The sequence below is a fragment of the Paenibacillus sp. CMAA1364 genome (genome assembly GCF_054373195.1).
Genome location: NZ_JBITNB010000016.1, coordinates 46,844 through 66,425 on the forward strand (window position 1 = coordinate 46,844; position 19,582 = coordinate 66,425).

A 19,582-nucleotide genomic window follows, 5' to 3' on the forward strand; every position below is an offset into this window, starting at 1 on the left:
TAATGAATAGTCATCTATTTCATGGGTAAGAATATAATATGAAGTAAAGGTACGTTATGTACATTGTGTACATTGTATACGTTTAGTGCTAGGATAGGAGGTGAGGAGGGAATGCTTATGCAATCGCTTTTGAATGCAACAGAAGTTCGAGCTAATTTTGGTAGTTTTATTGATGATGTTGTTCGAGAGAAACCTCAATTTGTGAAACGCAACCGTGATGTAATTACTAGTTTTTCGCAACAGCAAATGAAACTATTAATGGAAGTCTATGAGATTACTTTTGAATTTGAAGAACAGAATGGCATGTTCACAGGTTCTATTGAACAGGTCGAGGATATCATCGGTGAGGCATCATCACTCGAAGAACTTCGTAATGACTTAGCTAAACAACTTGTAGATTATGCACGTGAATATTATGATTCTTATCGTGAATATATTGCTGCCCCCAACCGCAAATCTCATGCCCCCTATATTCTTCGAATACTGCTATATAATGATGTGAGTGAAATCGCAGAGCTACTGCATGGCTAGTTGGAAGGACCTTAGAAGGTACCTGCAGAATGATGGCTGGACATTTGTTCGTAGCGGTGTTGATGGTATCTATACGAAAACACTACCGAACGGTGATATTTTACGAAGTAGATGCTCAAAGGGGACGGGCGAGATTTCACCAGCATTATTCAGTAGAATACTAAAACAACAATTAAAGACAGATAAAGCAACCTTCAATTCGAAAATCTAGAAACAACTCACTGGCCAATATGCAGTGAGTTGTTTCTATGTCTAAAGATAAATAGAAGTAGGCTACAGCTATATTTACTATCATCCATATAAAGGTTATCGACCCTTATTGTCGAATCAACACTAAAGAGAACTATCGTCGGACATTACCTACTTTAAGCAAAAGAGGTCATTCTATGAAACAAGGAATTTATGAGCAAATCATTAATAATATAACGTCACAACAGTTATCTACGCTGGATTCAGAGCTTTATCATATTGGTAAAGAGAAGCTGGATGCGGAAGAAGCGCGGAAGATGCTGTCCAATTATTTGGCGATGGTAACCAGAAGGGCACTTAAAGTCGTACGAGAACAGAGTAGTGATGAAGAAGCAGTATTCGAACAGATACGTACTTGTAATGAGATCATTCACACATTGAAGAATGCACTTGGACAAGAGGAATACGAAGAGCTTCAGTTAGATGAACAAGGTGAAGTACTCACCCATGTATATTCGAAATTGAATCATATCCGTGGGATCAAAGATGAGAAGGTCTTAAGACCGGTGACTCCTTTATCCCAAAGCTCTCTCTTTACTGGATCACATGCTGAACCTAATATGCTTCACGAGTTGAAGCGGGAGATTGTGACGTCGGATCGTATAGACCTATTGGTATCTTTTATCAAGTGGAGTGGTATACGCTGTCTAATGGAGCAACTGGAGCAATTTACCGCAAATGGTGGACAGCTACGTGTCATTACTACTACCTATATGGAAGCAACAGATCTGAAAGCCATTATCGAGCTCAGCAAGCTCCCTAATACTGAGATCCAGATATCCTATGATAGTGATCGGACGCGTTTACATGCGAAGGCGTATGTTTTCCGAAGAGATACGGGTTTTACCACTGCCTATGTCGGCTCATCCAATCTATCTAATCCAGCGCTAACTAGTGGGTTAGAGTGGAACTTGAAAGTGACAGAGAAGGATTCGTACGATGTACTTAAGAAAATTGAAGCGACTTTCGAGAGTTATTGGAATGATAGGGAGTTCAAAAGGTTCTCTTCTGAAGATGATGAACAAGTCCAACAATTAAAAGAAGCACTAGGGAAAAAGAAAGAACAGCACACGATACAATTTCACTTTGACATTACACCTTATGATTATCAGAAAGAAGTGTTAGAGAAGCTTGAAGCGGAGCGAACTTTATTTGGTAGAACTAGGAACTTGTTGGTGGCAGCTACAGGGGTAGGAAAGACTGTTATCTCTGCTTTCGACTATAAGAGGTTTATAACCAAGAATCCAAGAGCCAGACTCTTATTTGTGGCACATCGAGAAGAGATATTGAAGCAAAGCCAAGATACATTCCGTTATATTCTAAAAGATTTGAACTTTGGCGATTTGCATGTAGGCCAGCATCAAGCGGAGTCTATGGATCATTTATTCATTAGTATTCAGAGCTTTAATTCTATGAAGCTAACGGAGAAGACTACGAGCGATTTCTATGATTTCATCATTGTCGATGAATTTCACCATGCTGCCGCACCTTCCTATCAGAAGCTATTATCCTATTATAATCCGCAGATCCTACTGGGATTGACGGCAACACCCGAACGGATGGATGGTAAAGACATTCTGGTCTATTTCGATGATATGATAGCTGCAGAAATCAGATTGACCGATGCAATCGACCGTAAATTGCTCTGCCCTTTTCAATATTTTGGGATCACGGATCATGTAGATCTATCAAGAGTGAAATGGTCTAGAAAGGGTTATGATCTTGCTGAGTTAGAGAAGGTGTACACACAAGATAAGATACGCACAATACAAATCATAAATAGTATGAAGAAATACGTTACGGACATGGAAGATGTGAAGGGTCTTGGCTTCTGTGTCAGTGTAGAACATGCCTTGTACATGGCAAAGGTATTTAATGAAGCGGGAATTCCAGCGGTGGCTTTACATGGGAATTCCAATGACCAGGAGCGAATTACGGTTAAGTCCAGACTCATTGGTGGGGAAATTTCGATGATCTTTGTCGTAGATCTGTACAACGAGGGCGTGGATATTCCAGCCGTCAATACGATTCTATTCCTGCGCCCAACGGAGAGTCTAACCGTATTCCTGCAGCAGTTAGGGCGGGGATTACGTTTGGCTGAGGGCAAAGAGTGCCTAACCGTATTAGATTTCATAGGACAAGCACACAAAGAATACAATTTCCAAGATAAATTTAGAGCGTTAATGGGTAAGACGAAGCATTCGATTCAACATTATGTGGAGAATGGATTCTCTTCTTTACCAAGAGGCACATTCATTCAACTAGAGAAGCAAGCCAAGGATTATATATTGCGCAACCTGAAGCAAGCGAAGAACAGCCGTGCTAGTCTAATTAGTAAAATAAAGTATTTTCAAGAGGATGCAGATCGTGAACTGACCTTGGCTAACTTCGTACGTTACCATGGCATGTCTTTGTTCGAATTCTATGGCGGTCGGAATGGTAATCGATTCTTTAGAGGCTTGATGGTAGAAGCTGAGGTCATGGAGCGATTTGAATGGGAACAATCAGAACTTATGAAGCGTATTCCAGCATTGTTGAACTTGAATTCTCGAAGATGGTTGAAGTTCTTAATAGACTATTTGGAGAATGGGAGTCAGCCACAAGAGGATGAAGAGAAACGGATGTTAGTTATGTTCTACTATACATTTTATCGAGCTGAGCCTTCTAAGCATGGATTCAAAGATATAGAGGAAGGAATTCAGGCAATTCTAGCTTGTCCACAGTTTCGAGATGAAATAATTGATATTCTCAAATATAACCAGGTACATCTTGATTTTGTGGATAAGAAACATAAATTTCCATTCACTTGTCCACTAGATATCCACTGTATGTACAGTATGGACCAGATATTAGCCGCATTTGGCTATTGGAATGGGGATAAAGCACCCACCTTCCGTGAAGGTGTGAAATATTTCGAGAGTGAACAGACTGATATATTCTTTATCACACTGAATAAATCGGATAAAGACTTCTCGCCATCAACACTTTATGAGGATTACGCCATTAATGAAAGCCTATTCCATTGGCAGACACAAAGTAGTGTCTCAGAGAATACCAAGACCGCACAACGTTATATCCAACATCGAAGAACGGGTAACCGCATCGCGTTATTTGTTCGGGAATACAAAGAGAGTGACAAATTCACATCTCCGTTTGTGTTCTTGGGGGAAGCGGATTATGTCAGCCATGAAGGGAATAAGCCGATGAGTGTCGTGTGGAGATTGAGGGAGGAGTTGCCACCGCAGATGGTGGTAAAGGCGAATAAGTGTATTGTGTAGGATGGAATTACAGTTAATAATTGGAATTAGAATATGATTGAGTTGATTGTAGGTAGAATCATATATTCAGACTTTATTGACTTACAGTTGAAAAATAAAAAATATACCATAATGATTCCGTTGGATAAAAACAATGAACAAGAATCTACTTTTCTTTGATTTTCTTTCATAGTTATAACAATTAATATTGTGTATAGAATGTGAGGTGTCATAATGTCAGATATTGGTAAGAAGTATCAGATTTTCATTAGTTCTACATTTACAGACTTAATAGATGCAAGATCCAAAGTTACCAAGGTGATTTTATCAATGCAACATTTCCCTGTGGGTATGGAGATGTTTAGTGCAGCTGATGATGATCAGTGGACGGTTATTAAAAAGACTATAGATATTAGTGATTATTATGTACTAATTCTAGCTCATAGATATGGTTCAATTACTAACGAAGGCATCTCTTATACGGAAAAAGAATATGACTATGCACGAAAAATAGGGCTACCTATTTTAGCGTTTATAATGAATAGGAATGCATCAACCACACCATCTGAAAGGGAAAGTGATCCTATATTGCAAGATAAGCTAGAGACATTTGTTAAAAAGGCTATGGATAGTAAAATGTGTGGATTTTGGGATTCAGATGAGGAGTTGGCATCAAAGGTTTCAGTAGCATTGGTAAAAGAATTTAATAATAATCCAAGGACTGGTTGGGTACGTGCCAAACAATTAAATCCCAATAAATATGAATTGGAATCTAATATTAATAATTTTTTGAGAGATAAAGAGCTATGGGGTTTGAAAAAGTCTACAATAGATTCATATAGAATGGATCTAAAAATTTTTCGGGAATATATTCAAGAAGAAACAGTATCTGAAATTGGCACTGAACAAATAAGAAGTTTCCTTAGATACAGAGAGAATAACTTCAATATAAATTCTAATAGTTCCATGGAGAAAATTAGATCAGTATTGAGAGTATTCTTTGCTTGGCTTGTTGAAGAAAAGGTGATAGAGAGAAATCCTGTCAAAAAGATAAAGTCATTTATAATTCAAGAGGCAGTTAGAGAAGCATTGGATGAAGATGAAGTTGAGGAAATTCAAAGTGCTTGTATCACTCCAAGAGAACGAGCATTAGTAGAAATAATTTTATCGACAGGATGCCAATTAGGGGAACTAGAAAAGATGAGTTTAAAAAGCGTGAAATGGAAAGAAGAATTTATTGAAATAACAGGGAACGGGAGGAGAAATAGGGTGGTTATGCTAACAAATGATGCTACGCATTATTTGCAGAAATATTTAGATACGAGAACAGATGACTCCGACTTTCTATTTGTAACAGAGAGAAGGCCCTACAGAATGTTATGTGGAAGAACAATTCAACGTGAAATATCAAGAATTGCTGGAAGAACTAATATTAATAAAAATATAGCTCCAAGTACATTTCGTCATACATTCGCGAAAAGAATGCTTGATAATGGATACCAAATGTATGTTGTACAGTCATTATTGGGTAATAAAGAATATACCAGTACTTCAGAGACCTACCTAAAAATAACAAATAAAAATATTGGTGAAGTACTTCGTACTCCAGGAAGAATAGATCCATGACACCTGATCGAGAGTGTAAAATATTATGTGTAAATAGATAAAGGAAGAACTTTTCTTGTAGAATTGAGTTGCCAGACAAACTTCACAATTAAAGAGGTCTTCCCTATGAATCATTTACTAGAGACAGAGCTTACTGCATTTCTAGACTAAGAAAAATATGACCGAATTGGTGTGAATTCAGGCAACTCTCGTAACGGTGGTTACAATGGTACACTTCTCACAGAGTATGGTGACTTGCAACTAAACATACCTCGAGATCGTAATGGAGAGTTTAAGCAGCAGACTGTTGCGCCTTATAAGCGTTCCAATGACACACTAGTATCCATTGTCATCCACATATTTCAAAAGGGCGCCACAATGATAGAGATTGCCACCCTCATCGAATAAATGTACGATCACCATTACACGGCACAAACGGTATAGAACTTGACAAAAGTAATGGTAGAGCATATTTACGCTTTTATGAAACGACCACTTGAGAACAGCTATGTAAACGTCTATATTGATACGTCGTATTATCGTAGTTTAACGTGAAACGGTAGCTAAGAAAGCGGTCTACATTGCCGTGGGCATTCGTGAGGATTGCACCAAGGAAGTGCAAACGTACGGCGTTTCCCCTACCGAATCAGCTTACATCTGGAAAGAACTGCTTCAGGACGTGAAACAGTATGGTACGGAACAAATAATTCTGTTTATCACGGATAGACTCACAGGTATTGTGAATGCGATTTAGGTGATCTATCCACAGCTGAAGTACCAAACATGCTGTGTTCATTAAGTTCGTAATATCGTCCATAAAGTTCGTGTGTGCGATCGAGCAGAGATCTGTGAAGACTTCAAATCCGTCTATCGATCCGATGATGAAGAAGATGGGAAGTCAGCTCTCACAACCTTCTGTGACAAGTGGAAGGCATCGTATCCTAAGGTCGTTAAACCCCTACAAGACAGACCTTATGTCTTCACATTCTACAGCTTTCCAAAGCCCATCTAGAGATGCATTTATTTGACCAATTTAATTGAATTGTTTAACAAACAGATTAAGAAATACACGAAACGTAAAGAGCAGTTCCCGCATGAATATGCTTTAGAGAAGTTCTTGCTAGCACAGTTTGAGGGCTACAACCAACGATTTGCTACCGTTGCCACATTGGCTTCGATCAAGCTCGATCAGAACCTGTAGCCATGATCTCTAACAAAAACTTAACGAACTTTTACAAGAGATGCTTATTTTCATTCACACAAAATTCTTGACACTCTCACAGAGACTATATGTTCCAAAAATAAACCTTAAGGTTGTAAGTATGTATATTAATGTTCCCCCTGTGTTAGCCTAGTTGTGGGGATCGTTAGGGGATAGAGTTTAAGACATACTTATCCCCCAAGGGGTAGCATCGTGACAAAAATATACTGGCCAGTTTGATATTTAAATTACAAAACTGACCTTTTACGTTAATATTTAAAAATAAACACAGGATTGCGCAATCATTGCGCAATCCTGTGTTTATTTTGTGTGATTATTGTATAATCTATATTAAGATGAATGTGAAGGGTGAGTGAGATGTCTAATTTAACGGATAAAATTGTAGGGAAAAGATTGCGTCAGTATAGAGACGATATTGGTTTCACACAAGAAGAATTGGCAGAAGGTACGGGATTAACTCGTACGATTATCTCTAATATTGAGTTGGGAAAGACAAAGCTTGGGGCAATTGAAGGGAAATTAGTGTGCGATTTTTTAGGAATCTCACTGGATGAATTGCTAAAGGTTGATGACGATAATGAGCTGGATTCTGTCATTTTGTTTAGGAATGGTAGTGGTGCTATATCTGATGAGCAATTGCTAGATCAAACAGATCTTATTTTGAAAGAGCTGTTTGCTCAACTCGAACTAAACAGATCTGAAGGGGGAGGCAACCTATGATCGATCCAATGAGTAGCAGTGTAGCGATCCCTGATTACGTTAAGTTACAAATAGAGTTGGAGTCTGAGCAATTTGCTCAAGAAGTTCGAAACAGAATGAATAGTCCACTTGATCAACCACTTGAAATCCTGTCTGTGATTGAAAAACAGTTTCAAATTTATGTGCTTCAGATTATGGATCTAAATACTTCCGGATTCGTAAGAGTGTTTGGGAAACATAAAGTAATCTTTCTTAACGGTTCAGAGTCTTTAGGAAGACAGTATTACACTGCAGCCCATGAATTATGTCATACATTAAGGGATTTAGGTCGTATTAAAGAAATAGAATTAATGAGTGAGCATGATAAAGAAATAGAACTCAAGAAGATGGAGTATTTTGCTTATGGGTTTGCGGATCACTTTTTGACACCAAGGGCCGCTGTGGTTAGATATTGTACTGATAACAAATGGGATAGCTTTTCCGCTATCAAACCTTTTGATGTCATCAAGTTTCAATACCATTTTAGAATTAGTTATCGTCAAGCAGTTCGAATGTTGCAAAAGGTAGGTGTGATCAATGATGAGCAAAGGGAATTACTCGCAGCATTCAGTAGCAAGGAGAACCCCAACCAAATTATCGATCTAACAAGGGAATCAGGATATTCTACTGAATTGTCTTTACCGCTTAAGGAAAGTCATATTCCATCAGAATTTTACTCGAGTATTCTAGACAATATAGCTAACGCATACATATCTCCGCGAAAAGCAGCCTACTTAGAGGAGTTGCTCCATATACGTTTACCCTCCTTCGGCAGTAAGGATGGCCTAAAGGAATGATACATGCGGTTTTATCTGATACGGATATCATTGTGCATATGGTGAAGGGTGATGTGTTTACTCAGGTGGTTCCTCTACTTCTCGATAAGGTCTACATCACTCCAAAAGTAGAAGAAGAGTTGAAGAATAAGCATCGAGGTATTCATTCTCAATTAACAGAGTCATTCTCGCAGGGGACTTGGCTTTTTAAAGTGAAAGATACGTGGGGAAGATTGACCAGTGAACAGAGAATATTGATTAATAAGACTCGTGAGAAGTATCGTGCCCAATTAGATCCTGGAGAATTAGATTGTCTCGCGTACGCAACTGGTATGAACATCGGAGCGATTATAAGTGATGATCGTGGTGCAAAGGAAATTATTGTTGAAGTTACACATAATGAAAAGATAGTCATTACATTCTGGGATTTACTGATCATGGGTGCAAAAAAAGATAAAATATCATGGTCAGACGCGGGTGAGTATTATAACAAAGTAAAGCAATCTTGTTTGCCGAGACTACCTGACTTTTCTTATCAAGTCAGTTTATTTGAACGGAATTTATTATCTCATCCATGGGTAATTCGTTATTTGGAATAGTGAGTAAGAATACTAGAATCATCAGACATCATACATGATAAATTAAAATCGAAATCCTATTTATTAAATTGATCAACCCCACCAATACAATCGAATGGAGTACATATACTATGTTCAAGAAACTATTATCCATGTTTACATCCTCCCCAGCAAAGAAGCAGAAACCGAAACCGAAACCGAAACCGACGACAAGCAAATCCAAAACATCCGCATCCCCAGCCAAACCCAAGCCCAAAGTTGCACCAACTCGCATTGGTGAGCTAGGCGAACATAAAATTAACATTCAACTCGACCAGCTTCCTAAGGGATGTAGGTATTTGAGCGATATCATGGTTGTGAATACGAAATCCCGAACCGGTTATTCTCAGATTGATCATGTGGTGCTGACCCCCAGGGGGCTGTTTGTGATTGAGACCAAGAACTATAATGGTGAGATCAAGGGTAAGCGTAATGACCAGTCTTGGACGGTTAGTAATCGATATAGAATGTACAATCCATTGAAGCAGAATTACGGACATATTCAGGCGATTAAAAGTTATCTACCCAGTTATTCAGATATTAGATACATCTCGCTAGTGTCCTTTACGATGCGTTGCCGCTTTAGTGTTGACCCTGAACTCAGACAAATACAATCCGATGAACTCATTGTCTATGATGTTGAACTATCTGAATTCATTGGCCGAAAAATGAACCGAATTCAAGCGGAGCAGCCTGATTCTATATTATCTGATGCGGATATTCTGAAGATCTATGATTCTTTATTAGAGGCGAATATTACTGATCCGAGTGTTAGAGCAAAGCATGTTGAGAAAGCTAGCACTGTGAATAAATCTAAATAATCGGGTTATCAACTTAGAGCTAACGGAACTCTCCCCCACACCCCAATCAAGGATGGTGAAAATTCGCTATGAAGCATCTCAAATGGACAATGGTATTCTTAGTTTTTCTTATTCTAGCAGGATGCACGTCCGCTTCTAATATTTCCACGGATCAAGTGAAGGCATTCATCAAGGACACGAAGCATTCGCAAGAATCATTACAAGATGTGGATGTTCAGTTCAGACCTACTCAAATTGAAATCATATATATATTGAAAGCGAATATAGACGAGGCAGATCGGCTTGAATTGTTCACGAAGGCTAATGCGTTGGTCAATAGTGAGCAATTTGATCAGGAGGCCATTCAAGGGCAATTTCTACAAAAATACAAGTCTGATGGATACCCTAAGTTGGCAATACTGTTTGATGTGAACGATGATGGAGAATACGATGTGCAATATACAGCCGATTATCACAAGGATAAGCTAAATACGTCTAACGGTACATCCTATTCCCAGTGGTATTACCACAAAGATATGGCCACAACGGGTGAATTGGTTCCGTAGAGAAATACTTAGGGATCGTTAAGCAGGATTTTTAATCTAAAATGATTGTAGTCAGCTGTAAACAGTGTTATTCTAACAACTCAATGCTAAACTCGAAATCTATGCTCTTCAGTACATCTAATAATACTCACTAATTTAGTTATAAAGAAAGGTAACACTATGATAAAAGCTGATAAATTATCCTTCGCATTTCCGCAAAAAGAACTATATAAAGACATTTCATTTACGCTTGAAGAGGGGCAACATTGCGCTTTTATAGGAACAAGTGGCAGTGGGAAAAGTACACTGATCGATATATTGATAGATCCAGAAAGATATTTGTATGATGGCAAGTTAGAGATAGATGCAACCTGCACAATGGGTTATGTAAGTCAGTTCTCACAACTCGACAAGACGAAGGAAACAACCGTTTTTGAATATATAGCGGAAGAATTTATTAAGATAGACAATGAAATAAAGTCCATTTGCACTGAAATGGAAACATCAACGGATATGGATTCGTTACTGGAAAAGTATCAATTAGCTTTAGATGCATTTGATGCCATAGGTGGGAATGATTTTGAGAGCAACTTGAATAAGAAGTTAAACCTAGCGAACCTCATGAAGCTAAAAGATCTTAGAGTATCCGATCTGAGTGGTGGGGAATTCAAACTTATTCAAGTGTTGAAGGAAATGCTTAAATCTCCAGACGTAATGATTATGGACGAACCAGATGTATTCCTAGACTTTGAGAACCTAAATTCGCTTAAGAATCTTATTAATTCTCACAAAGGCATACTGTTAGTTGTTACTCATAACAGATATCTATTGAATCATTGTTTCAACAAAATATTGCATCTTGAAAATATGGAGATCCAAGAGTTTGATGGACGATATATGGAGTATAACTTCTCATTACTTCAGACTAAAATTGAGATGCAAGAACTCGCAATCGCGGAAGCTGAAGAAATGGAGAGAAACGAGAACATCATCGATAATCTTAGAGCTATCGCAACTTACAATTCAGAAGCATCTAGAGGGAGAGCGCTAAAAGCTAGAGTTAAATTTCAAGAAAGATTTGATGCTCGTAGAATTAAAGCGCCATTCGTAGATATTAAGCAACCGAAGATCAGTCTCGATATAGATCATGAAATGGAAGAAGACACCACGGTTATCAATGTCGATAATTATAGTGTTTCCTTTGATGAGTTGTTATTAGAAAATGTTAACTTTGAGATAAAGTCTACGGATAAAGTAGCCCTTATCGGTTCGAACGGTACCGGGAAGACAACATTACTCCGAGAAATCTTTACAAATAATCATGATTCCATTGCAATAAATCCAGATGTTAATGTGGCGTATTTATCTCAGTTTCAAGGCGAAATGCTAAACGATGCCAACACAATAGAAGAAGAATTCATCGATGCTGGGTTTACAACTTATGAAGAGGTTAGATCATATATTGGAGACTATGGCTTTGAAGGTGAAATCGTTCATCAGAAGATAGAATCTTTGTCTGGTGGAGAAAAGAATATGCTTCAGTTGGCTAAAGTCGCTGCCAGTAAAGCAAACGTATTGCTTCTCGATGAACCAACAAGTCATTTAGACACTTATACACAGATAGCACTAGAGAAAGCCATTCAAGATTACAAAGGTGCAATCCTCATGATTTCTCATGATTTCTATTCTGTGGTGAATGGTATGGATTATGTATTAATCATTGACGATAAGACGATTAGAAAAATGAGTATGCGTAAATTTAGAAAGATGATTTATGCTAGTCATTTTGATAGAGACTATTTAGAAACGGAACAAAAGAAAAAGGCAGTTGAAACGAAAATTGAATTGGCTTTAAAAGATACTAATTTTGAACTTGCAAAAGGTTTACTTGATGAGCTAGAAGAGCTAATTAAGTTGCTTTAAATTACAACCCTCTGATTGAAATGATTACAAGAATCAATTTATTGTAATGGGAATTACGGCTACTCCGGATCGAATGGACGGCAAGAAAATAAGATGTTGGTGAAAAAGTATCAACAAAAAAGACACTGATGAATAGGATCTCAGTGTCTTTTTACTGCATTGATTTCTTGATAGCTCTTGCCGTAGACAGTGGTTCGCAGATCACGAATACGGGCACCGACCGAAATAAGTATTTCTTTATTCATCGTATTGTCCACACCGCGTGCGGCGGCGGTTCTATTCAACAGATTATTAACGTATCTGGATTAGGCAATGTCGAGTAAAGATTTTGTGAATTTTCCATTTGTGGAATATCAAAGAGTGTAGAGAGTTTTAATATGATCCCCAATATGAGAACGAGCCTTAGATGCAAATCTAGGGCTCGTTCTTTATTTCATTATGATTGTTATGTATGCAATCTGTATACAATCCACGTATGTACCTATCTTCTTTTAGCTTAATATTACGAAAATGAGCTGTTGTGTTATGAACATTTCATCTAAGTTATGACCCACCCATCAGAAACAATACCAGTCCATATTATAAAGAATAATAACGTATAGAGGTAAGAGGAATGTTGATCACCTTACGTATGGTAGTCTTGTAAGCTTTTATGGGAGGGTGCTCATTTTTTTTGTTTCATTTTAGCAAATTTTGTTTATATTTGTATATTTTCTGATGCGAAGCAACTATTATTTTAGTATCTTAGTAACAAATACAACAAAGGGGATGATTATGATTAAAAAAGTTACATTGGGCTTGTTTATGTTCGGATTGATCCTTGTAATTGTCAGCGGGTGTTCAAAAAAACAGTGAGTGATGATGATATTCTCAAAAAAATGGTAGTATCGCTCGAAACTCAAGGGATCAGTGTGCAGCAGGAAGGAAAGCAGTCAAGCGATGCGCTTGAACAGGTCTACCCATACAAACTTACAATTCAGGCTGACCCTAAGAGCGAGGATTATATTCTGGTATACCTATTTGGTGGGATCAACCAGTTACAAGAAGCGATAAAAAACCAGCACTATACGATAACAAGCTTAACGAAATTTGTGAATATTACGAATGCTAATGTATTGGTAGTATATTTCGCACCATCAGGAGATTTGGATAAATATCAGAAGAAAATAGAAGATGCCGTTAACAAACTTAATTATTAGAAGCTTTGTTCGAGGAGCATTGTTCTCTTTATTATCCTTAGAAGATGATATTGAAGTCGTAGCGGAAGCAGCGGACGGTCAAGCAACGTGGGAGGCTATTCAGTAATATCAGCCGGAAGGGAGCTCATCAAAAATAATTATTGTGACCACGTATGCCCGCCCTGTTTTTTTGCGAAAAGCAATGGCATTGAAGGTAGAGGGCTACGTATTAATAGATGAACCGAATTATTGAGTGGTCAATATTTAGTTCAAAAAGGTGTGAATTTTGTCTAAAACTTCTTGCGTAACAGAATTAGGAGCTTGGCCAATAATTTCGCATCGACGTGCTTTCCAATCTAAGGTTTTTATCTGATCGCTCAAAATCACTCCGGTTATCTTATCTTCTTCAGTTAACTTTACTTCAAAAGGATATCCCTTGGATTGATTGGTGATGGGACAGAATGCAGCGAATCCGGTGGCTTGATTAAATGCCTTAGGGGATAGCACGATAGCTGGCCTTCTTTCCGCCTGTTCGTATCCTGCTTGTGGGTCAAAACTTAGATAGACCAAATCGCCACGGTCGGGAACAATCACAGGAATTCATTTCCTTCTGATTTTCCGAAGTCAATTTCTTTGTGCCGATTCGTTGGGGTAATCTGAGAAAGTAATTCTTCCAGCGTTGGCTTCTGTATCACAGGAATCAGGCTTAGACCACCCTTATCATCGAATTCCAAATGCATTTCAGTACCTTCACCAATACCTAATTTTGAGGTGAATTGGACAGGAATTCGTAAAGCTAAACTGTTCCCCCACTTTTGGACTTTAACAGACATTGCGCTCACCCTTTTTTTATTTGATATATCCCTCAATATCTGAATATTCCCTAATATATGCAAAAAAACAGATCACATGAACGAGTCGGTACTCATTCATACCGTACGTGGTGTTGGTTATGTTCTCAAGGAAAGTGTATGAAAATTCGAAGCACCATTCATTTATAGTCGTCTGTTCTATTCGTCATATTACTGATTGTAATGAATTTAGCCACGTATTATATGTTTTGCCAATTATCTATGACCAAAGAATTAGCGCGCTTAGAAACTCAGACGCTACAAATTGCGAATGCGATGCGACAGGTAGCGTCTGAGATTCCGGCACAGGATTTACTGCGTGGGTTTGTACCGGTGTAGGAAATGTACAAGCAGCACAATCTAACACACATTATGTTGCACAGAAACAAGTTATTGGGGTTGAGCAAGCACAGCAAAAAGCGCTAGTCGTAGCGAAAGGCCATGTGAAAAGTATTGAACTAGAGAAAAGTAATACTACAATATTGGCGTGAGCAAAGCTAGTGTTATTGCAGTGAAACATCTGAAAGGAACCGTGATTAAAGTTGATCTTGACCATGACAACGCTAGACTCGTCTACGAAGTTGAGATGACAATCGCTGTTGGGACAGCAGAAGTGAATGTGGATGGGAGGACCGGAAAGATTGTCTCTGTTAAAAAAGATCTAGATCAGCATAAGAATAACAATAGATGCGACGATTGAGATAAGTAATAACAATCGCAGTCCCATCATCACCAATACATCTAATGAGTCTAAAGATTAATAATAGGGGTAATACTTATTAAATCGAAAAATATATTGCAAACAATAATACGATATGTTAAGGTGAAAACAGTAGTTGGAAACGTTACCGATAACGCTACCGGAAGATTAGGAAAGCGTTGTCACCATTTTCGTTTTATATTTTGGGGTCGTCATGAATTAGGAAGTCAAATACCACAGAAAAGAAGGGGAACAACGATGAAAGCAAAAAAATTATTAGGACTTGTGCTAGCAGCAACATTGGTAATGGGTGTATTAAGTGCTTGTGGAAGCAAGACGGACAACAATGCAGCAGATACGAATAGTTCTGCACCAGGTAAGAGTGAAGAAATTTACTTCTTGAACTTCAAGCCTGAAATCGCAGAAACATATGATAAAATTGCGAAAGACTATGAAGCGGAGACAGGGGTAAAAGTTAAAGTAGTTACGGCTGCAGCAGGTACGTACGAAACTACGCTCAAATCTGAAGTAGCGAAGTCTGATGCTCCGACTATTTTCCAAATTAACGGGCCGGTTGGTTATGAAGCTTGGAAAGATTACACGTTAGATCTAAAAGACACGAAGTTGTATAGTTACTTATCCGATCCAAGTCTAGCTGTAACTAGTGGCGAAGGCGTATACGGTATTCCTTATGTTGTAGAAGGATATGGTATTATCTACAATGACGCGATCATGCAGAAATACTATGCGTTGGAAGATAAGGCAGTCGATATTACTGCAGATTTTGAGATCAACAACTTCGAGACATTAAAAGCGGTTGTTGAAGACATGACTGCAAAGAAAGATCAACTTGGTATTAAAGGTGTATTCTCATCTACTTCTTTAGCTGCTGGTGAGCAATGGAGATGGCAGTCACACTTAGCGAACTTACCGCTATACTACGAGTTCAATGATAATACTGAATTTGATAACAGTGTATTGGCTGGTCTAGCAACGGATGAGATCTCATTCAAATATGGCAACAACTTCAAGAATCTTTTTGACTTATATATCAATAACTCTGTAACTACGGGTAAGCTTCTAGGTAGTAAAACAGTAACAGATTCTATGGCTGAATTTGCTCTTGGTCAATCTGCTATGGTTCAGAACGGAAACTGGGCATGGGGGCAGATCGGTGAGGTAGACGGAAATACTGTAGAAGCTAATAACATTAAATTTATGCCTATGTATACAGGTGTAGCTGGTGAAGAGAAGCAAGGTCTAGCGATTGGTACGGAGAACTACTTCTCCATTAACAGTAAAGTATCTCCTGAGAAGCAAGCCGCTTCCGTTGCATTCTTGGAATGGTTGTTCTCAAGTGACAAAGGTAAGAGCTATGTAACGAATGATTTAGGATTTATTGCACCATTCAACACATTTACAGACGCAGAGAAACCAGCAGATCCTCTAGCGAAAGAAGTATCCCTATGGATGGGTAAAGGATTATCATCTGTGCCTTGGACATTTGCTGCATTCCCAAGTGAAGAATTCAAGAACTACTTCGGTGATGCATTGCTAGAATACGCTCAAGGTAGTAAATCATGGGATGAAGTTACCAAGATTGTTACAGATTCATGGAAGTCCGAGAAAACAAAATAATACCTTCTCATAGCATTTGATATAAATACCACTGGGTGCCATCTTTAGGTGGCACCCAGTGGCATCAATGCATGATTTGCCCATACTGAGATAGGAGTAGATCACATGCAAAAATCATATAAAAAATACTTTGCACTGTTTGCATTACCAACACTGTTAGCCTTCTCCCTTGTGTTCATCATACCGTTTCTATTAGGAATATATTTGTCATTCACAAAGTTCACTACTGTAAATGACGCACAATGGGTCGGATTAGACAATTATATTAAGGCATTTTCTAATCCCGAATTTATAAATGCACTATGGTTCACGGTTAAATTCACTTTACTTTCAGTCATTACAATTAACGTATTTGCTTTCTTGATTGCGATGTTACTAACAAGAGGGATCAAAGGAACAAATCTTTTCAGAACAGTATTCTTCTTACCTAACTTAATTGGTGGTATTGTATTAGGTTACATTTGGCAGTTGATTCTTAATGGTGTGTTACTTTACTTCGGTGTTACGTTGACAGTTGATGCTCAGTTTGGTTTCTGGGGATTAGTGATACTTATGAATTGGCAATTAATTGGATATATGATGATTATCTATATAGCAGGTATTCAGAATATCCCTAAAGATATAGTAGAAGCAGCCAAAATTGATGGTGCAACGCGATTACAAGTATTACGCAATGTAACATTACCTTTGGTTATGCCAGCGATTACCATATGTTTATTCTTAACACTATCGAATTCATTCAAATTATTTGATCAGAACTTAGCTCTAACTGCAGGTGCTCCATCCAAACAGACTGCGATGTTAGCGCTAGATATCTTTAATACCTTCTATAGTAGAACAGGGTATGAAGGTGTAGGTCAGGCGAAAGCAGTTGTCTTCTTTGTTCTAGTCGGATCTATTGCATTAATACAACTTGTGATTACTAGAAGAAAGGAGATTGAGAATTAATGAATACGAGCACTTCTAAATTAAAGGATGGTCTAGTATTTATATTCTTATCCATTCTATCCCTCTCCTTCTTAGCGCCTATATTTATTGTACTGATGAACTCTTTCAAAGGGAAGTTTTACATTAGTGATATGCCATTTAAAATTCCAGATAGCACCACGTTTGTAGGAATGAAGAATTACGTTGGTGGAATAGCCAAAACAGACTTCATGAGTGCTTTTGGAATGTCCTTGTTCATTACAGTGAGCTCAGTTGCCGTTATTATATTGATGACATCGATGACTGCATGGTACATTACAAGAGTGAAGTCCAAGTTCAATAATGCGTTATATTATATCTTTGTATTCTCCATGATCGTACCTTTCCAAATGGTGATGTTCACGATGACCAAAGTGGCTAACGTGGCACATTTAGATAATCCATTAGGTATAATTGTTATATATCTAGGGTTTGGTGCAGGATTGTCAGTGTTTATGTTCAGTGGGTTCGTCAAATCCATCCCTCTAGAGATCGAAGAAGCTGTCATGATGGATGGGTGTAACCCACCACAGGCATTCTTCAAAGTTGTGTTGCCGATTCTTAAGCCTACTGCGATCACAATAGCTATTCTGAATGTCATGTGGATTTGGAATGACTATTTATTACCTTCGTTGATTATTGGTAATGAATACAAGACGATTCCAGTTGCTATACAGTATCTAAAAGGTGGATTCGGGTCCATAGATATGGGAGCTATGATGGCGATGTTAGTTCTAGCTATTGTGCCTATTGTCATATTCTACTTAACATGTCAGAAGTATATTATTGAAGGCGTTGTTGCTGGAGCTGTTAAGGGTTAAAGGGTTTATTATGATCCAGACTGCGGGGAAAAAAGGCGATGGATAGAATTACAATTATAGATATTGCAAAAATGTGCGGGGTTGGTGTAACAACGGTATCCAGAGCAATAAATAATCATCCAGATATCAATGCCGAGACCAAAATGATGATCATGCAAGTGATCAAAGAGAATCATTATATCCCTAACAATAGCGCGAGAAATCTCAAACGAGCTGCTTCAAAGACGATAGCTGTATTGATCAAAGGAATAACCAACCCCTTCTTCAATAAAATGATCAAAGTCTTTGAAGAAGAAATTAAACGCAAGAAGTATTCCTTCATACTGCACCGGGTAGATGAGAATCAAGATGAAATTGATGTTGCTATAGAGTTGGTAAAAGAAAAGCGACTTAAAGGGATTGTATTCCTTGGAGGAAACTTTTCACATTCTAATGAGAAGTTAGCACAGTTAACTGTTCCGTTCGTTCTGAGTACAATTGGGATGACAGAAGAGTTCGAACCTAATGATTACTCATCCGTATCGGTAGATGACTTCAAAGAAAGTTATAAGATGGTAGATTATTTATGTCAACAAGGACATCGAAAGATTGCTATCATTGCAGCACCGATGGAAGATGTAAGTATCGGGAAATTAAGATATGAAGGTTATAAAAAAGCGTTAAGTGATCATGGTGTGGAACTCAACCCACAATTGGTGCGCATTATGAATGAGGAAATTGAAAGCTACACGATGGAGAATGGCTATGCGGTTACAAAAGAATTATTAGAGTCCAACGAAGAATTCACAGCGATCTTTGCTCTAGCAGATGGGATGGCGGTCGGAGCTTGTAAAGCCATATTTGAATCTGGAAAAAGCGTGCCTGATGATTATTCAGTAGCTGGCTTTGATGGACTTGATATTTCTTTCTTTTATAATCCATCGATTACCACAATAAGACAGCCAGTAGTCGAAATAGCTGAGGAAACGATAACTATCTTATTTGATTTGATTCATAAAAATATTACGCATGCCCATCGCATCTTCCCAGCGGAATTAATTGTGAGGGATTCGACAAGAAGAATTTAATAGTTAATAATATTACTTTCAAGTCCACGGGGAATCCGTGGATTTTTGTTGTGCGCCCAGCATGGGCGCTATCTATAGGGTGTGAGTCCCGAATGGCG

At 38.1% G+C, this 19,582-nt stretch carries 20 protein-coding genes and 1 pseudogene; 19 read left to right on the plus strand and 2 right to left on the minus strand.

The window, feature by feature from the left end; all coding sequences use genetic code 11:
• Positions 1-117: 117 nt before the first annotated feature.
• The 14 genes and pseudogenes from ACH8E3_RS10875 to ACH8E3_RS10940 all read left to right on the plus strand — a co-directional run bounded on the left by ACH8E3_RS10875 (position 118) and on the right by ACH8E3_RS10940 (position 13,568).
• Entirely contained in the window at positions 118-531 is a 414-nt protein-coding gene (locus tag ACH8E3_RS10875) for a hypothetical protein (RefSeq protein WP_458632656.1), read from the plus strand.
• Complete coding sequence (locus ACH8E3_RS10880; RefSeq protein ID WP_458632657.1) at positions 524-742, plus strand: type II toxin-antitoxin system HicA family toxin; 219 nt, start codon at positions 524-526, stop codon at positions 740-742. The genes ACH8E3_RS10875 and ACH8E3_RS10880 overlap by 8 nt, the downstream gene beginning before the upstream one ends.
• A gap of 175 nt (positions 743-917) precedes the next feature.
• Complete coding sequence (locus tag ACH8E3_RS10885; protein ID WP_458632658.1) at positions 918-4,058, plus strand: DUF3427 domain-containing protein; 3,141 nt, start codon at positions 918-920, stop codon at positions 4,056-4,058.
• A gap of 213 nt (positions 4,059-4,271) precedes the next feature.
• On the plus strand, positions 4,272-5,663 hold the full coding sequence (locus ACH8E3_RS10890; protein ID WP_458632659.1) for a DUF4062 domain-containing protein: 1,392 nt from the start codon (positions 4,272-4,274) through the stop codon (positions 5,661-5,663).
• A gap of 63 nt (positions 5,664-5,726) precedes the next feature.
• Positions 5,727-6,914 (plus strand): annotated as a pseudogene (locus tag ACH8E3_RS10895) (IS256 family transposase).
• Between the two features lie 307 nt (positions 6,915-7,221).
• Entirely contained in the window at positions 7,222-7,584 is a 363-nt protein-coding gene (locus ACH8E3_RS10900) for a helix-turn-helix domain-containing protein (RefSeq protein ID WP_458632660.1), read from the plus strand.
• Positions 7,581-8,399 (plus strand): ImmA/IrrE family metallo-endopeptidase, encoded by an 819-nt coding sequence (locus tag ACH8E3_RS10905; RefSeq protein ID WP_458632661.1) that lies wholly within the window; start codon positions 7,581-7,583, stop codon positions 8,397-8,399. Before ACH8E3_RS10900 ends, ACH8E3_RS10905 begins: the two co-directional genes overlap by 4 nt.
• A complete protein-coding gene (locus ACH8E3_RS10910) occupies positions 8,396-8,977 on the plus strand; it encodes a hypothetical protein (RefSeq protein WP_458632662.1) in 582 nt (193 codons plus the stop codon). Before ACH8E3_RS10905 ends, ACH8E3_RS10910 begins: the two co-directional genes overlap by 4 nt.
• 110 nt (positions 8,978-9,087) lie before the next feature.
• A complete protein-coding gene (locus ACH8E3_RS10915; protein ID WP_458632663.1) occupies positions 9,088-9,816 on the plus strand; it encodes a nuclease-related domain-containing protein in 729 nt (242 codons plus the stop codon).
• A gap of 68 nt (positions 9,817-9,884) precedes the next feature.
• Positions 9,885-10,361, plus strand: a complete 477-nt coding sequence (locus ACH8E3_RS10920; RefSeq protein ID WP_458632664.1) for a hypothetical protein — start codon at positions 9,885-9,887, stop codon at positions 10,359-10,361.
• A gap of 159 nt (positions 10,362-10,520) precedes the next feature.
• Complete coding sequence (locus ACH8E3_RS10925) at positions 10,521-12,263, plus strand: ABC-F family ATP-binding cassette domain-containing protein (RefSeq protein ID WP_458632665.1); 1,743 nt, start codon at positions 10,521-10,523, stop codon at positions 12,261-12,263.
• A 128-nt stretch (positions 12,264-12,391) separates the two neighbouring features.
• Positions 12,392-12,586 carry a hypothetical protein gene (locus tag ACH8E3_RS10930; RefSeq protein WP_458632666.1) on the plus strand — a complete coding sequence of 65 codons (195 nt, stop codon included), beginning with the start codon at positions 12,392-12,394 and terminating at the stop codon, positions 12,584-12,586.
• A 528-nt stretch (positions 12,587-13,114) separates the two neighbouring features.
• Positions 13,115-13,462: a hypothetical protein gene (locus ACH8E3_RS10935; protein WP_458632667.1), complete on the plus strand. Its 348-nt coding sequence runs from the start codon at positions 13,115-13,117 to the stop codon at positions 13,460-13,462.
• Complete coding sequence (locus ACH8E3_RS10940; RefSeq protein ID WP_458632668.1) at positions 13,437-13,568, plus strand: hypothetical protein; 132 nt, start codon at positions 13,437-13,439, stop codon at positions 13,566-13,568. Before ACH8E3_RS10935 ends, ACH8E3_RS10940 begins: the two co-directional genes overlap by 26 nt.
• Positions 13,569-13,705: 137 nt before the next feature.
• On the opposite strand, the gene ACH8E3_RS10945 is transcribed toward ACH8E3_RS10940, so the two are convergent.
• Together ACH8E3_RS10945 and ACH8E3_RS10950 are read right to left on the minus strand one after the other, a co-directional pair.
• On the minus strand, positions 13,706-14,035 hold the full coding sequence (locus tag ACH8E3_RS10945) for a type II toxin-antitoxin system PemK/MazF family toxin (RefSeq protein WP_458632669.1): 330 nt from the start codon (positions 14,033-14,035) through the stop codon (positions 13,706-13,708).
• Positions 14,032-14,274, minus strand: coding sequence for an AbrB/MazE/SpoVT family DNA-binding domain-containing protein (locus tag ACH8E3_RS10950; RefSeq protein WP_458632670.1), 243 nt, complete (start codon positions 14,272-14,274; stop codon positions 14,032-14,034). Before ACH8E3_RS10950 ends, ACH8E3_RS10945 begins: the two co-directional genes overlap by 4 nt.
• Before the next feature lie 505 nt (positions 14,275-14,779).
• On the opposite strand from ACH8E3_RS10950, the gene ACH8E3_RS10955 reads away from it, so the two are divergent.
• The 5 genes from ACH8E3_RS10955 (at position 14,780) to ACH8E3_RS10975 (ending at position 19,484) form a co-directional block, all read left to right on the plus strand.
• Positions 14,780-14,992, plus strand: coding sequence for a PepSY domain-containing protein (locus ACH8E3_RS10955; RefSeq protein ID WP_458632671.1), 213 nt, complete (start codon positions 14,780-14,782; stop codon positions 14,990-14,992).
• A 258-nt stretch (positions 14,993-15,250) separates the two neighbouring features.
• Entirely contained in the window at positions 15,251-16,630 is a 1,380-nt protein-coding gene (locus ACH8E3_RS10960; protein ID WP_458632672.1) for an ABC transporter substrate-binding protein, read from the plus strand.
• A 105-nt stretch (positions 16,631-16,735) separates the two neighbouring features.
• Entirely contained in the window at positions 16,736-17,578 is an 843-nt protein-coding gene (locus ACH8E3_RS10965; protein WP_458632673.1) for a carbohydrate ABC transporter permease, read from the plus strand.
• Positions 17,578-18,417: a carbohydrate ABC transporter permease gene (locus tag ACH8E3_RS10970; protein WP_458632674.1), complete on the plus strand. Its 840-nt coding sequence runs from the start codon at positions 17,578-17,580 to the stop codon at positions 18,415-18,417. The genes ACH8E3_RS10965 and ACH8E3_RS10970 overlap by 1 nt, the downstream gene beginning before the upstream one ends.
• Before the next feature lie 38 nt (positions 18,418-18,455).
• Entirely contained in the window at positions 18,456-19,484 is a 1,029-nt protein-coding gene (locus ACH8E3_RS10975) for a LacI family DNA-binding transcriptional regulator (RefSeq protein WP_458632675.1), read from the plus strand.
• Positions 19,485-19,582: the final 98 nt, after the last annotated feature.